This is a genomic window from Streptomyces griseorubiginosus, from assembly GCF_017614965.1.
In the GTDB taxonomy this organism is placed as follows: domain Bacteria; phylum Actinomycetota; class Actinomycetes; order Streptomycetales; family Streptomycetaceae; genus Streptomyces; species Streptomyces griseorubiginosus_B.
Window position 1 is genome coordinate 23,388 of sequence record NZ_WVUG01000016.1, and the last position, 14,744, is coordinate 38,131.

The window sequence follows — 14,744 nt, forward strand, 5'->3', positions numbered from 1 at the left end:
GGAGACATGAGCCATGGCAGGACGACTTGCGGGCAGGACCGCCGTTGTGACCGGAGGCAGTACGGGTATCGGGCAGGAGATCGCCCGGCGACTCGCGGCCGACGGAGCGGACATCGCGGTCGCGGACGTCAGCCCGGCGGACGAGACGCGGGAACTGGTCACGGCGACGGGCCGGCGGTTCTTCAGCGACAAGGTCGACGTCTCGGACGAGGACGCGATCACCGGATTCGCCGCGAGGGTACGCGGCGAACTCGGCTTCGCCGACATCCTGGTGAACAACGCGGCCGTGGTTCTGCCGGCGGACCTGGACCACGTGACGTACGAAGCATGGCGACGCACCTTCGCCGTCAACGTGGACGGCCCCTTCTTGGCCTCCAAGGCCTTCCTGCCGGACCTGAAGAGGTCCGGATCGGGGCGGATCATCAACATCACCTCGTCGAGCTACTGGACCGCGCCCCCTCCCTTCGTCTCCTACATCTCCGCCAAGGGCGCGCTCAACGGCCTCACCTCCGTCCTGGCCGCCAACCTCGCCGTTCATGACATCACCGTCAACGGCGTGGCCGCGGGACTGGTGCGGACCGCCGCGGCCGTGGAGAACACCGACGAGGCATTCTTCGAACAGGCCGTCCACATTCAGGACATCAAACGCGTGGAGATGCCCCACGACGTCTCGGGCGTCGTGGCGTTCCTCGCCTCCGACGACGCCGCCTTCATCACGGGCCAGATCGTTGTCGCGGACGGCGGCAGCACACGTCGCTGAGCAGCCGTATCGCTGCGGGCTTGTTCGTCCAACGAACATGTCCATTGAGAGTGACGGGGGTCACTTCCTACCTTGACGCTGCTCAGCACACCGGTCACCACGTCGGGTGACCTGAAGCAGCGTCGGTCGCAGAGTCACGCGGAGGCAGGTCCGCGCAGGCCCCCCGGGGCGGTTCGGCAGTGGTGTCACCGCATCGCCCAACACAAGCACCCGCAGCAAGGTCCGGCGGCGAACGCCGGTTCCCACAGCAGCGCGCCGCGCGCGCAAGGAGTCATCCATGGTCCAGATCGATTCACCCGCCGAGGCAAGCGGAGAGAGTGCCAGATACACCCTGCGGCCAGGCACGCTGGCCGCGGTGGTGCTCGCCGTGTGCCTCTCGCAGATGGCCCTTTCCGTCCCCTCGCTCATCACCGGGCTGATCCAGCAGGATCTCGCACCGTCCTCGGCACAGCTGACGTGGATCGTCGACGCCTTCTTCATCCCCGTCGCCGCCCTGGAGCTCGGCTTCGGCGTGTTCGGCGACCTCTTCGGGCGCAAGCGCCTGCTCGTCGGTGGCGCCGCCCTCGTCGTCGTGGGCTCCGCGGTCGCGGTCCTGGTGCCGGGCGCGGGGTCGTCGACGGACACCCGGGTGACACTGCTGATCATCGGTCAACTCCTCAGCGGCATCGGGGCGGCGGCCATCTTCCCCACGAGCCTCGCCATGGTGGCGGCCGGCACGCACACCACCGCCACCCGCGCTCGTGGCGTGGCGGTCTGGGCCGCCGCGCTGTCGATCGGCGGCTTCCTCGGCCCGCTGCTCGCCGGCGTCGCCGCCAAGATCCACACCGGCTGGGACGGGAACGGGAACTGGCGCTGGGCCTACGTCGGTGTCCTCGTCATCGCCGCGGTCAGCGTGGGTCTGTCGCTGGCCCTCGCCCAGAACTCCGCCGCGCCCGAGGGCCGTTCCCTCGACTGGCCCGGCCAGATCACGGCCGCGCTCGGTCTGTTCGCTCTGCTGTACGCCGTGATCCAGGGCCCCGAGAGCGGCTGGGGGAGCCCGCAGATCGTCATCGCGTTCATCGCCGCGGGCGTCTTCCTCGCCCTGTTCGTCTTCGCCGAGGGCCGTGTCGCCCAGCCGCTGCTTCTCCTGAGCGCGTTCAGGAACCGGGCGTTCGCCGTGAACTCCGTGGTCACCCTGGTCGGCATGTTCGGCTTCCTCGCGATCATGTACTCCACCAGCATCCGCCTCACCACCGTCCAGGGATTCAGCCCGCTGAAGAGCTCCATCGCCTACCTGTTCTTCGGAGGCATCGGCTTCGTCCTGCTGCCCCTCACCTCCAAGCTGCTGGAGCGCTACAACCCCCGGTGGGTGCTCTTCGTCGGCCTGGGTCTCATCGGCGTCGGCGGACTGTGGTTCGCCGGCGTCCCGGCGAGCGACCGGGCGCTGGGCTCCATCGTCGGACCGCTCATCCTCGCCGGTGTCGGTTCGGGACTCGCCTTCGCCGCCATGAGTGCGGTCGCGGTCAACTCGCTGCCCAACCACCTCGCCGGCATGGCGAGCGGCGCCACGAGCACCTTCCGGGACCTCGGGTTCGCCTTCGGCCCCGCGATCGCGGGCGCCGTCGCGCTCGGCCAGGCCGCCAAGGAGATGGCCCGCGAGGTGGCCGGCAACCCCGGCCTGAGCAAGGCGTACGCGGCATTCCAGGCCGCTCCCGCCCAGGCCCCCGCGGACCAGAGACCACAGCTCGAAGCGGCGGTGCACGCCGTGGCCTCGGGGCCGCTCGGCGCCAACTCGGTACCGGCCGCCGTCACGTCGCCGGACGGTCAGGTCATCCCCTTCAACCCGCTCAAGGACGTCGCGTTCCACGCCCTCAGCCACAGTTACTCCCACGCCTACGTGCTCGGCGGTGTGGCCGCTCTCGTGGCGGCCGCACTCACCCTCGTGGGCGGGCGCGGTGGTCCGGGGGAGACCCATCTCGACGACGATCCGCACACCCTCGACGACTGACCGCGCGACGAACCGGCCGTGCCGGACCGAGACATCCGGCCGGCCAGGAACGCCGGGGTGCCCGCCGCGACTCCTCCTCGGGAGCAGCAACGCGGCGGGCGACGCCGTACCACGAACGACGAGACAGGAGTTGGATCATGACCACCACGCAAACAGCGCCGGGCGGTGCGGGCGAGGTCCGCGGGCTGGACACGGTTGCCCGGGCGGAGGCGGCATGGCTCGTCGCGATCACGGAAGGGGACGAGCAGCAGCGTGCGCTCATGCTGCCCGACTGCGTGATCGTCCACGGGCCGGCCGGGAACGTCCACGACCGCGAGCGCTTCCTCACCTACAACGCGTCGATGGGAGCCACCCTCGAGGCCGAGACGAGTGAGGTGACGTGCCGGGAGGGCGGGGGCCGGGCCGTGGTGACCTGCTTTCAGAAGATGCGCATACGGCGCGTGCCCGACCTGCCGCCGTTCCTGGTGCAGGCCGTGGTCACCCGGGTGTGGTTCGCGACCGACGAGGGATGGCGGCTCGGGCACATGCAGCTCTCCCGGCGGCAGCCCGCGGCATGACGCGCCGGTTTCCCCGCCGCGCGCGAGGTCACGAGGTGCGGATGGGGATGCCCGGCCGCCAGCCGAGACTTCTGGACAGCCCCAGTCCGCTCGCGACCAGTGAGGGCACGGCCGCCTGCAGCTTGATCGAGCCGGCGGCGACCACGACCGACAGCGCCGCGACGACCTTGCCCCGGCCGTCGACGATGCGCGTCGCGACGGACTCGGCGCCCTCGCTCAACTCCTCTTTGACGACCACCGTTCCGGTCGAGCGACAGGACGCCAGTTCGCGACGGAGCTCGGCCGGGTCCACGATCGTCTTCGCCGTGAAGCGTCGCAGTCTGCCCGCCAGCACCTCGTCGATGAACTCCCGACTGCTGTGGCTCAGCAGCACCTTGCCGACACCCGAGCAGTGCAGCGGCAGATGGCCGCCGACCTGCGAGGTGAGACCGACGGCGTTGACCGCCGAGAGCCGTTCGATGATCACGGCCTGGTCGCCCTGGAGGACGGCCAGCTGCACATGCTGGCGCAGGGCCGTGTACAGGTCCTCCACGAAGGGCTGGGCGGCGCTGCGGAGCGTCTCGGCGCGCGGTGCGAGCGTGCCGAGACGCCACAGCCGCAGGCCGATGGCGAACCGGTTGTCGCTGGTGCGCTCCAGCGCGCCGGCCTCCACGAGTTCGAGGGTGAGGCGCCGCGCGGTGGCGTGCGGCATGCCGGTCCGCCTGACCAGGTCGGCGAGGCTCAGCTCGGTGTGGTCGGGGTCGAAGGCGAACAGCAGGTCCCACAGCCGGGAACTGACGGTCCGTCCGGGCTCGTTGGCGCGAGGCATGTGCCTCTCCTTCGTCGTTCTTGACCCGGGTCACTCTACCTCCTCTGTTCATTGAACGGATGAGGTGATTCTTCCAATGGGTGACGTGCCGAACTCTAGGAGCATGATGAGCACACAAGACAGCCCCAGGATCGCGATCCTCGGTGGCGGTATCGGGGGCCTCGCCGCCGCGGCGTTCCTGCGGGACAAGGGCTTCGACAGTGATGTCTACGAACAGGCGGCCGCCCTGACCGAGGTCGGCGCCGGCCTGGTGATCGCGCCCAACGCGGCCCGCCTGCTGCGACGTCTGGGGGTCCTGGACCGGTTCGTCAAGCGCGCGGTCCGGATGGAGGTCGGCTGGGAGTTCCGACGGTGGGAGAACGGCGCCGTCCTGTCCGCGGAGAACCTGGAGGAAGGCTGCATCCGCCTGTACGGCGAGCACACCTACACCGCCCACCGCGCCGATCTGCTGGACGCGCTGAGGTCGGCCGTGCCCGAACAGTCGATCCACCTCGGCAGGCGCTGCGTCTCGGTCGAGTTCGATGGCGACCAGGCCGTTCTGCGGTTCGAGGACGGCGAGACGGTCCGCCCGGACATCCTCATCGGCGCCGACGGGGTGCACTCCCGCGTGCGCGGCGCCGTCGTCGGCCCGACCGAGGCGAGGGAGTCGGGCATCTGCGCCTTCCGGGCGCTGGTACCGGCCCACAAGGCACCCGAGTTCGCCAGGCGGCACGCCCAGACCCTCTGGATCGGCCCCGACCACCACCTCGTGCACTACCCGGTCTCCGGCGACGACTACATCAACCTGGTCGCCTTCGCACCGGCCGGAACCAACAGCGTCGAGTCGTGGACGGCCACCGCCACGGTCGATGAACTGCTCGGCGAGTTCGCCGGCTGGGACTCCCGCCTGGTGGACCTGATCAGGGCCGCCGAGACCCCGGGACGCTGGGCGCTGCTGGACCGCGAGCCCCTCGACCGCTGGAGCCGCGGCAACGCCACGCTGCTCGGCGACGCGGCCCACCCGATGTTCCCGTTCTTCGCCCAGGGCGCCGCCCAGGCGATCGAGGACGGCGCCGTCCTGTCCCTGTGCCTCGCGGCCGACCCGGACCACCCGACCGCCGCGCTGAGCCGCTACGAGGAACTGCGCCGACGCCGCACGGCACGTCTGCAGGAGGTGTCGCACGGCAGGTCACACATCAACCACCTGCCGGACGGCCCCGAGCAGCAGGCACGCGACCTGCGCTACTCACAGGCCGACCCGCTGAGGGAGAACGGCTGGATCTACGAGTACGACCCCGAGGGCGCCCTGTCATGAAGGTCACCGCGGCGGTGTCACGCCACAGCCGGACCCTCCCCGAACTCGAACAGGTCGACCTCGAGGACCCGAGACCGGACGAGGTCCTGGTGCGCATGGCGGCAACCGGCATCTGCCACACCGACATCAACGCTCACAACGGCCGGGGGGTTCCCGTTCCGCACCCGATCGTGCTGGGGCACGAGGGCGCGGGTGTCGTGGAGGCGGTCGGCGCCGGGGTGACCCGTCTCGTGCCCGGTGACCACGTCGTGCTGTCGGGCAACTCCTGCGGTGCGTGTCCCCGCTGCCTCGACGCCCGGCCCACGTATTGCCGTGAGGCGATGCGGGTGGCCTTCGGCGGTGCGCGACTCGACGGCAGCTCACCGATCAGCCAGGCCGGTGACCGTCTCGCGGCGATGTTCTTCGGTCAGTCGTCCTTCGCCACGTACGCGCTGGCGCCCGCACGCAGCGCGGTCCTGCTGCCGAAGGACGTCCCGCTGCACCTGATGGGGCCGCTCGGCTGCGGAGTCATCACGGGCGCGGGCTCGGTCCTGGAGGCGTTCCGGCTCCGCCCCGGACAGTCGATCGCGGTGTTCGGCACCGGAGGTGTGGGGCTCGCGGCCGTCATGGCCGCCCGTCTCGCGGGTGCCCGGCGCATCGTCGCCGTGGACGTCAACCGGCCGCGGCTGGACCTGGCCACGGAGCTGGGTGCGACCGACACGGTGCCGGGCGGTGCCGGTGCGGAACAGGCGCTGCGAGACATCGAACCCGAGGGCTTCGACTTCGCGTACGTCACCGCGGACGTGCCCTCCGTCTACGCGACCGCGACGACATGCCTGGGAGTTGAAGGCACCCTGGGATACGTCGTGGCACCGGCGGGCGACTGGACTGCGGACACCGGGTTCCTGCTCGCCGGCGGTCGCAGGCTCCAGGGGATCATCGGCGGCTCGGCCAACCCCCACGTCCTGATACCCCAGCTCGTCGACTACTGGCGAGCGGGCCGCTTCCCCTTCGACCGGATGATCGAGGAGTTCCCCTTCAGCGACTTCGCCCATGCGTGGACGGAGACCGCTTCCGGGCGTGTGATCAAGGCCGTGCTCAGGATGCCCGAACCCTGACATTGCTTCCGCGAACAGTCCGCTCCGCGCGGCTCCGATCTTTCCCATGCCGGGCAAGGCGTTGACCGTCCAACGAACACAGCCGTTGTCGTAACCCAGCTCCCGCTCAAGACTCCCGTACGGCGGCCCGCCTTCGGGCCAGGCCCCCAGCATGTGTCGAAACCTTGCATCGCCCAGAGAGGCAGACCAACGAATGGCAACCGCAACCGGCAGCGCACTCGTCGTGCGAACCCTGCAGCGAGCCGGAGTCACCGTGGCCTTCGGCCTGCCCGGGGCGCACATCGACGGCATCCTCCAGGACGCCCTCGACGCCAAGCTGCGCGTCGTCGACGTACGGCACGAGGTGAACGCCGGCCACGCGGCCGAGGGATACGCGCGGGTCACCGGGGAGCTGGGCGTCGCCGTCGTCACCGCGGGCGGTGGCTTCACCAACGTCCTGACCTCGGTCGCCAACGCCCATCTGGACCGCAGCCCCGTCCTGTACCTCGCGGGCTCCGGGCCCCTGGGGACGGACCAGATCAACGACCAGCAGGCCGGATTCGACCAGGTCGCCATGGCGGCCCCGGTGACCAAGTTCGCGCACCGCGTCACCCGCACCGAGCTGATCCCTCGCCTGGTCGCCCAGGCGATCCGCATCGCCCGGTCGGAACCCAAGGGCCCGGTGCTCCTGGACATTCCCTGGGACGTCCTGCGCCAGTCGGTGGACGTCGACGAAGTCGACGACTACCGCATCGAGGTCGACGGCACCGGCGTATCCCCGGCCGGTGCCGTCGACCGTATCCTCGAGGCGCTCAGCGCCGCCCGGCGCCCGATCGCGCTGGTCGGCAAGTCCTTCGTCACCGCCGAGGCGCGGGCCCGGCTGCACGAGTTCGCCGCCCGTACCGGAGTGCCCCTGTTCTCCGACTGGGAGGGCCTCGGGGCGATCGTCGGCTCCGAACACCACGTCGGGCTCCTGCAGACTCTGGCCACCGTCCCCGAGGACCAGCGGCCCGACCTGGTCCTCATGCTGGGGCTGCGCTTCGGAATGGCCACACAGTTCGGCACGGGCCGACTGCTGCCGAAGACTTCGCGCATCTTCCAGATCGACCCCGACGGCCGGGAACTCGGCAGGCTGCAGGAGGTCGAACTCGGCATCCAGGCCGACCCGGTCGGCACGATCGGCCTGCTGAACGAGCGGCTGAGCGAGCGCGCCGCGCCCTCGGGGCGCGACGACTGGCTCGCGACCCTGCGGGACATCTCCGCCACCCGGCGCTCCGCCCTCGCCGCCGAGACCGAGCAGCACGAGGACGCCGCGATCCACCCCTACCTCGCGGTCCGTACGATCGCCGAGAGCGTCCCCGACCAGGCGACCGTGGTCGTCGACGGCGCCCTCACCGAGCTGTGGCTCTCCGAGACCATCGCGCTCGCGCCGCTGTCCCACTACCTCGGCCACGGATACCTCAGTTCGATGGGAAGCAACTTCGGCGTGGCGCTGGGAGCCCAGTACGCAGCCCCCGACAAGGCGACGGTCCTCGTCACCGGCGACGGCGCCGTCGGCTACAGCCTCGCCGAGTTCGACTCCCTCGTCCGGGCGGGGCTCCCGGTCGTCGTGATCGTGCTGAACAACCGGGCCTGGGGGGCCACCCTGCACACCCAGCAGTTCTTCTTCGGACAGGACCGCGTCACCAACAACCGCCTGGAGAACGGCTCCTACAGCGCGGTCGCACGCGCGCTCGGCGCCGACGGCGTCGACGTCACCGAGCTCGACCAGCTGCGCCCGGCGATCGAGGCCGCCCTCGCGGCCCGCCGGCCGACCTGCATCGACGTACGAGTCAGCCTCGCGCCCATTCCTCCGGAGGAGCGCGTCCTCAATGGCGGAGCTCCGTTCGGTGGCATCGAGGTCGACGCATGAGCCGCGACCTGCCGTTCGTGGACCGGCGGCAGCGCTTCCTCGGCAAGACCTGCCTCGTCACCGGCGGCAGCAGGGGACTGGGCCTGGCAGCGGCACAGGCCTTCGCGCGTGAGGGCGCCCGCGTGGTCATCATCGCGCGAGACCCGGACCAGCTGAAGATCGCGGGCGGCATCATCGGCGACGGCACGGTCACCGTCGCGGCCGACCTCTCCTCGGTGGCGGGCATCGAGGCCGCGATCGGCGAGGTCGCCGCACAGGTCGAGCGACTGGACGCCGCCTATGTCAACGCCGGGCACGCGGGCATGAAGCGCCTCGACGACATGGACGAGGCCAGGGAACCGCTGCCTACGGAACCAGCAAGGCCGCACTCGAGCATCTGACGCGCATCCTCGCCGCCGAGGTCGTCGCCGACGGCATCCGCGTCGATATCGTCATCCCCGCCGGCATGAACAACGACATCGCCTCCCGAACGATGGGCTTCGCACCCGGGGCAGCCGCCGCCTTCCGCGAGCAGCACACATCACCGGTTCCGCCCTCTTGGTGGACGGCGGTACTTGCGGGGCGCCCTGCTGCGTGACCAGCCCTGATCCCGGCAGTGCGGTAGCGACGCGGGCGGACACGAAGACGTCGTGCGTTGCGTGGTCACCGACCGTAGCGGGCGGGCAGGCGAGCAACAGCGTCTTGTGGATATGGCGACTTTTATGATGGCGCATACCATCTGTGAGTGTATGGGTGGACTTCTTGGTGAGCAGGAGCCGAGGTGACCGCTGAGGGTGCTGGCCCCGAGAACTGCGGTGAGGAGCAGCCTCAGCCGCCGTCCGGCTCCCCGGTGGAGCGCGAGGGAGCGCGGGGCAAGGAGGACACGGAGACGCTGAACCTGGTACTTCAGCAGGCGGCGTGGTGTCTGGGTGGCCTGGGTGCTTTGGTGCACCAGTGGATTCCCGCTGCCGGTCGGCTGCGCCTGCTCTCGGTCAGCGGGCTCGCTCCGGCCAGTGCCGAAGCATGGGCAGATCTGCGTGTCGACCAGCACGTGGCGCCCGTGCGGGCCGTGCGGGGTGGCGAATTCTGCTGGATGGCCGGGGACAGCCTGGGCGTCGGGGCGGCGGGCACCGCGGCGGTGCCACTCCTGGGAGTCGGCGGGCCGATGGGCGTGCTGTCCGTACTCACAGCAGGGGCTGAAGAGCCGGGTGAGGTGCAACGCTCCTTCCTACGCGCGCTGGCGGGGTGGGCTGCTGAGCGCCTGGGTGGCGGGTCGGACATACCGCTGGGCCCCGACCCGGTGGCTGCGGCCGATCGCCCCGTCCGCATGGGCGAGCTGACCGCAGCGCTGGCCGAGGCCGTCACCTCTCAGGACGTGGCGGAGGCGTTCGCGAAGCATGTCCTGGCTCCGTTCGGAGCCGACGGGCTGATGTTCACGGTGCTGGAGGGCGGTCGAGTCCGTGTGGTCGCCGCCATCGGCTACCCGCAGGAGTTCCTCGAAGCGGTCAGGGACATCCCGGCCTCCCTCAGTGCCCCCGTTCTCGACACAGTGCGCACTCGTGTGCCCCGGTTCGTCGAATCGGGTGCGGAGTTCTTGCAGCGGTATCCGACGATGAGGGGTTTGCGGGAGCTGGCGCCGAAGGAGGCCTGGGCGTTCCTGCCCCTGATGGCCTCCGGACGCGTCCTGGGCATGTGCGCGGTGTCCTTCGGTCATCCGCGTTCCTTCGGTGACGGCGAGCGCACGCTGCTGACGGCCCTCGGGGGACTGGTCGGCCAGTCGCTGGAGCGGGCCCGTCTGTACGACGTGGAGCACGCCCGTGCGCAGGAACTGCAGCGCGGTCTGCTGCCCAAGGTACTGCCCCGCCTGCCGGCCGCCATCGCTGCCGCACGCTACCTGCCCGCGGGGAGGGGGGAAGATGTGGGCGGTGACTGGTATGACGTGATTCCGCTGTCCGCCGACCGGGTCGCCCTGGTGATCGGCGACGTCATGGGGCACGGCATCACCGAAGCGGCCACCATGGGCGGCCTGCGCACCGCCGTACGCACTCTCGCCGACCTCGAGATGCCTCCCGACGAACTGTTCAGCCATCTCAACGACCTCGTAGGCGACCTGGGCGAGGACTGCTGTGCCACTTGCCTGTACGCCGTGTTCGACCCCGTCGCACGTAGGTGCACCTATGCTCTCGCCGGTCACCCTCCCCTCGTCGTCGTCCATCCCGACGGCACCGTCCACGTCCCTGACGTGAGCCCGGACCCGCCGCTGGGCGCCGCTGAACCGCCGTTCGACGCACACCATCTGGACCTGCCCGACGAGAGTCTGCTCGTCCTGTGCACCGACGGCCTCGTCGAATCGGCCAGTCGGGATATTGATCAAGGACTGCTTCAACTTCGGCGGACCGTGGCCCGGGCCGCCGCCCACACGGCGTACTTCGACCCTGCTCACCAGGATGGGGACGTTCGGCGATTGGAAGATCTGTGCGACATCGTCGTCTCGGCTCTGCTGCCCGACCCTGGCCGGACGAATGACGACGCCGGTCTGCTCATGGTCCATGCCCGGTGCACCGCTGCGGGTGATGTCGCGTACCGCACTCTTCCCGAGGACCCTCGGGCGGCCGGACAGGCCCGCGCATACGTGCGGGAACACCTCGGGGCCTGGGGCTTGGAGGATCTTGTGCCCGCCACGGAGCTGTTGGTGAGCGAGCTGGTCGGTAACGTGGTGCGGCACGCCAGTGGCCCGATCCGCCTGCGCCTGATCCGCAGCCATTCACTGACCTGCGAGGTCTACGACGGCAGCCTCACGACCCCTCGCATTCGCCGTGCAGCCCACACGGACGAGGACGGACGCGGCCTGCAACTCGTCGCGGCCCTGTCCCAGCGCTGGGGCGCCCGCTATCTCGACGACGGCAAATGCATCTGGACGGAGCAGGACATCCCGCACGCGGATGCCTCCGGTGTGCCCGGGCCGGTGCATGCCCCTTCGGGAGTGTGAGCGGATTCCTGGACGCTGCGTCGGGCCGGCGGCTCCGCCTGAGGACCATGTTGGTGTGCCCTTCAGAAGTGGCTGAGAAATCGTGTCGTGCCGGCCGGGTCAGCCGGCGCGGGTGACCCCGCCGAGGAAGGAGCCGAGAGCGAGTTGCATGCTGTCGTAGTCGACGGCCGGACCCGCGGGGAGCTGGCCCAGCCGCTCGCGGGTGGGGGCGATGACGGTGTCGACGGCGCGTTTCGCGGCTCGGATCGCGGCCGGCGGATGCGCGGTGATGGCGGTCACGACATCGGCGGTCGCGGTGTCGAGGTCCGCGGCCGGGACGCTCGCCGTCGCCAGGCGCAGTCGTACCGCTTCCGTACCATCCACGAGCCGGCCGGTCAGCAGCAGGTCCCGGGCGGTGGCCGGCCCGGTGAGCAGCGCGATACGGGCGGCGAAGGCGGGGGGCACGAGGATGCCCCAGCGGGCGATGGGCATCCCCATCCGGGCATCGTCGGCGACGATCCGCAGATCGCAGGCGCAGGCCAGCTGACAGCCCGCGCCGACGGCCGAGCCGCTGATCCGGGCGATGACCGGGACGGGGAGACGTTCGACAGCGGACAGCGCGCTCTCCATGGCCGCGAAGCTCCCGTCGATCTCCGAGGGGTCGGCGGAGAGCCATTCGCGCATGTCGGATCCGGCACTGAAGGTGTTGGTGCCGCGGCCGGTCACGACGACGGCACCGAGCGAGACGTCCTGAGCCAGGCTGTCGAAGACGGTGGCCAGAACCTGCCAGTCGTGCGTACGCAGAGCGTTGGCCCGGCGGCCCGTGCCGATGTGCACCGTGGCGAGCGTGCCGTCACGCCGGATCGTGACCGCGCCGCTGTGGCGAGCGTCGGCGGCGTAATCGGCGGTCACATCCTCCCCCCGACTGTCGCCCGGCTCCTCGCGACCTACGCCTTCCGCGCTGGTGCGGCCGTCGTCCAGCGGACCGACGGGCCGCATGTCCGCGTCGCTGTCGCCTCGCGCGCCGGCGCTGTTGGCCGCGTCGGCCGGTGAGGAGCCGTCACCCCCGGGGCGACGGACATCTACTGTCCTGGGGGCGGTCATCGAACGGCTCCTGCCGCGTGCAGGTCGGCTATTTCCTCCGGTGAGTAACCGGTTTCAGCGAGCACTTCGTCGGTGTGCTGTCCGAGCAGGGGCGGCGCGCTGTGCAACCGGGTGGGGGTCTGACCGAGCTTCAGCGGTGAGCCGACGGTGCGCAGCCGGCCCAGGGTGGGATGGTCCAGTTCTACGACCATGTCGCGGGCCTGCGCCTGCGGGCTGGTCAGCGCTTCCTCCACCGTGGCGATCGGCGCGCACGGCACGCCCGCCGCGTCCAGCAGCGCGGACCATTCGGCGCTGCCCCGCCGGATGAGGGCGGCTTCCAGGAGGGGGACGAGGTCGGCGCGGTGGCGCACCCGGTCAGGATTGCCGGCGAACCGCGGATCGGCGGCCAGTTCCGGCACACCGAGGACCTCGGTCAGGCGCTGGAAGAGCTTGTCGTTGCCGGCGGCGATCATCAGATGGCCGTCAGCGGTGGGCAGTGCCTGGTACGGGACGATGGTGGGGTGGGCCGAGCCGTGCGGCCCGGGCGAGGTGCCGGTGGCGAACCAACCCCCGGCCACATACGTGAGCCAGGCCAGTTGCCCGTCGAGCAGGGACACGTCCACGTGCTGGCCGCGTCCGGTGGACTCGCGGGCGCGCAACGCGGCGAGCACGCCGATCGTCGCCCACATGCCGGCGCCGATGTCGGCCGTGGCGACACCGGGGCGCAGTGGCGGCCCGCCCGCCTCGCCGGTGATGCTCATCATTCCGCTCTGCGCCTGGGCGATGGCGTCGTACCCGGGCCGGGACGCCCACGGCCCTGACTGTCCGTAACCCGAGATGGACGCGTACACCAGTGCGGGGTTACGGGCGGACAGGTCGCGGTAGCCGAGGCCGAGCCGGTCGGCCGTGCCCGGCCGGAAGTTCTCCACCACGACGTCGGCGCGATCGGCCAGGCGCAGGACGAACTCCCGGCCCTGCTCGGACTTGAGGTCCACGCTGATCCCGCGCTTGTTGCGGTTCGCGGAGAGGAAGTAGGCGGACTCGTCGCCCTGGTAGGGAGGTGCCCATTGGCGGGTGTCGTCGCCGTCCTTGGTGTCCTCGACCTTGATGACCTCGGCACCCAGGTCGGCCAGGACCATGGTGGCCAGGGGGCCGGACAGGATGCGGGAGAGGTCGAGGACGCGGATTCCGGCAAGGGCTGCCGGTGCGTCGGGAGTTGGGGTGGCGGACTCGGGGATGCGCTGAGCTGCGCTCATGCCGGCGGGCCTTTCTCTGGGCGAACGACGGTGTGGCCGGGATCGTTCCTCAATTGGATGGACCACTGGACCACTAGGCCGATGAGTTAGAGTGTTGAGCGGCAGCGGTCGGCTGTCAAGGGCTGATATTTCAGGGCCGGGAACGCTCGATCAGAGAAGGGAACTGCGTGCGTGAACGAGCCGCTACGTCCACTGGCGCGCCCTCGCCTGTACGAGCAGGTGGTGGAGCGCCTGCGGGAGTACGTGTCGGCGGAGGGCCTCAAGGCCGGCGACCGCCTGCCTCCCGAACGGGATCTGGCCGACCGGCTGGGGGTGAGCCGCACATCGGTGCGTCAGGCGATCGTCGCCCTGGAAGTGCAGGGGTTGGTCGAGGTACGGCACGGTGGCGGCACGTACCTCCTGCGTGACCGCCTCAACGCGGAGCCGCTGGAGACGATGATCGACCGCCGCAAGCGGCTCCCGGGCGTCCTCGACGCCCGCGACGCACTGGAGACCAAGCTCGCCGCCCTTGCCGCACTGCGCCGCACCGAGCAGGACCTGTCGGAGATCGACGCCGCGTTGACCGCGATGGCGGACGCCGTGGACCGTGGGGAGCTCGGCGTCGACGAGGACCAGCGCTTTCACGCCGCTGTCACGGCCGCAGCGCACAGCCCGCTGCTGGCCGATTTCATGGCGGAGATCTCCCTTTCGATCGCCGAGAGCCGCACCGAGTCCCTGCGTCAGCCGGGCCGGCCCGCTCGCTCTCTCGAACAGCACCGCCGCGTCGCCGAGGCCATCCGTGCGGCAGACACCGAGGAGGCGGCGCGCGCCATGCACGCGCACATCGACACGGTGGGCCGGGTCAAACTCCTCGACTGGCAGAGCGACCGCGAGGACTGAGTCCGACCTCGAGGCGCGGGCGAGTCGGAAGCTCAGGCCGCTTCCTAGGCTCTGCCGGAGTGTGTGAGCCGAGAGGCTCTCCGGTTGGTGGACCTGAACTGCCTCGACCCCCTCTCGGCTGCTCCGGATCGCGGGTAACGAATCTGGCATGTCAATATCCGCTTTGTCTGGCCGATTGACATCGC

11 protein-coding genes and 1 pseudogene are annotated in these 14,744 nt (G+C 70.5%); 9 read left to right on the forward strand and 3 right to left on the reverse strand.

The window, feature by feature from the left end; genetic code table 11:
- The first annotated feature begins 13 nt into the window (after nucleotides 1–13).
- The 3 genes from GRC12_RS05310 to GRC12_RS05320 all read left to right on the forward strand — a co-directional run bounded on the left by GRC12_RS05310 (nucleotide 14) and on the right by GRC12_RS05320 (nucleotide 3,304).
- On the forward strand, nucleotides 14–760 hold the full coding sequence (locus tag GRC12_RS05310) for an SDR family NAD(P)-dependent oxidoreductase (RefSeq protein WP_208777844.1): 747 nt from the start codon (nucleotides 14–16) through the stop codon (nucleotides 758–760).
- 277 nt (nucleotides 761–1,037) lie between these two features.
- Nucleotides 1,038–2,747, forward strand: a complete 1,710-nt coding sequence (locus GRC12_RS05315) for an MFS transporter (RefSeq protein ID WP_208777846.1) — start codon at nucleotides 1,038–1,040, stop codon at nucleotides 2,745–2,747.
- Nucleotides 2,748–2,884: 137 nt separating this feature from the next.
- Complete coding sequence (locus GRC12_RS05320; protein WP_208777848.1) at nucleotides 2,885–3,304, forward strand: nuclear transport factor 2 family protein; 420 nt, start codon at nucleotides 2,885–2,887, stop codon at nucleotides 3,302–3,304.
- Between the two features lie 28 nt (nucleotides 3,305–3,332).
- Here GRC12_RS05320 and GRC12_RS05325 read toward each other — a convergent pair whose 3' ends face one another.
- A complete protein-coding gene (locus tag GRC12_RS05325) occupies nucleotides 3,333–4,112 on the reverse strand; it encodes an IclR family transcriptional regulator (protein WP_208777851.1) in 780 nt (259 codons plus the stop codon).
- A gap of 103 nt (nucleotides 4,113–4,215) precedes the next feature.
- Here GRC12_RS05325 and GRC12_RS05330 point away from each other — a divergent pair, with 103 nt between their 5' ends.
- The 5 genes and pseudogenes from GRC12_RS05330 (at nucleotide 4,216) to GRC12_RS05350 (ending at nucleotide 11,362) form a co-directional block, all read left to right on the forward strand.
- On the forward strand, nucleotides 4,216–5,406 hold the full coding sequence (locus GRC12_RS05330) for an FAD-dependent monooxygenase (RefSeq protein ID WP_208777853.1): 1,191 nt from the start codon (nucleotides 4,216–4,218) through the stop codon (nucleotides 5,404–5,406).
- Nucleotides 5,403–6,503 (forward strand): NAD(P)-dependent alcohol dehydrogenase, encoded by a 1,101-nt coding sequence (locus tag GRC12_RS05335; protein ID WP_208777855.1) that lies wholly within the window; start codon nucleotides 5,403–5,405, stop codon nucleotides 6,501–6,503. The genes GRC12_RS05330 and GRC12_RS05335 overlap by 4 nt, the downstream gene beginning before the upstream one ends.
- A 193-nt stretch (nucleotides 6,504–6,696) precedes the next feature.
- Nucleotides 6,697–8,394 carry a thiamine pyrophosphate-binding protein gene (locus GRC12_RS05340; RefSeq protein ID WP_208777857.1) on the forward strand — a complete coding sequence of 566 codons (1,698 nt, stop codon included), beginning with the start codon at nucleotides 6,697–6,699 and terminating at the stop codon, nucleotides 8,392–8,394.
- Nucleotides 8,391–8,971, forward strand: a pseudogene (locus tag GRC12_RS05345) (SDR family NAD(P)-dependent oxidoreductase). The gene GRC12_RS05340 and the pseudogene GRC12_RS05345 overlap by 4 nt, the downstream one beginning before the upstream one ends.
- A gap of 252 nt (nucleotides 8,972–9,223) precedes the next feature.
- Nucleotides 9,224–11,362, forward strand: coding sequence for an ATP-binding SpoIIE family protein phosphatase (locus GRC12_RS05350; RefSeq protein ID WP_308286479.1), 2,139 nt, complete (start codon nucleotides 9,224–9,226; stop codon nucleotides 11,360–11,362).
- Nucleotides 11,363–11,461: 99 nt separating this feature from the next.
- On the opposite strand, the gene GRC12_RS05355 is transcribed toward GRC12_RS05350, so the two are convergent.
- Together GRC12_RS05355 and GRC12_RS05360 are read right to left on the reverse strand one after the other, a co-directional pair.
- The gene (locus GRC12_RS05355; RefSeq protein WP_208777859.1) at nucleotides 11,462–12,445 is read right to left on the reverse strand and encodes an enoyl-CoA hydratase/isomerase family protein; all 984 of its coding nucleotides are present in this window, start codon (nucleotides 12,443–12,445) and stop codon (nucleotides 11,462–11,464) included.
- Nucleotides 12,442–13,680 carry a CaiB/BaiF CoA transferase family protein gene (locus tag GRC12_RS05360; RefSeq protein WP_208777861.1) on the reverse strand — a complete coding sequence of 413 codons (1,239 nt, stop codon included), beginning with the start codon at nucleotides 13,678–13,680 and terminating at the stop codon, nucleotides 12,442–12,444. Before GRC12_RS05360 ends, GRC12_RS05355 begins: the two co-directional genes overlap by 4 nt.
- A gap of 171 nt (nucleotides 13,681–13,851) precedes the next feature.
- Here GRC12_RS05360 and GRC12_RS05365 point away from each other — a divergent pair, with 171 nt between their 5' ends.
- Nucleotides 13,852–14,559 carry a FadR/GntR family transcriptional regulator gene (locus tag GRC12_RS05365; RefSeq protein WP_208777863.1) on the forward strand — a complete coding sequence of 236 codons (708 nt, stop codon included), beginning with the start codon at nucleotides 13,852–13,854 and terminating at the stop codon, nucleotides 14,557–14,559.
- Nucleotides 14,560–14,744 lie beyond the last annotated feature (185 nt).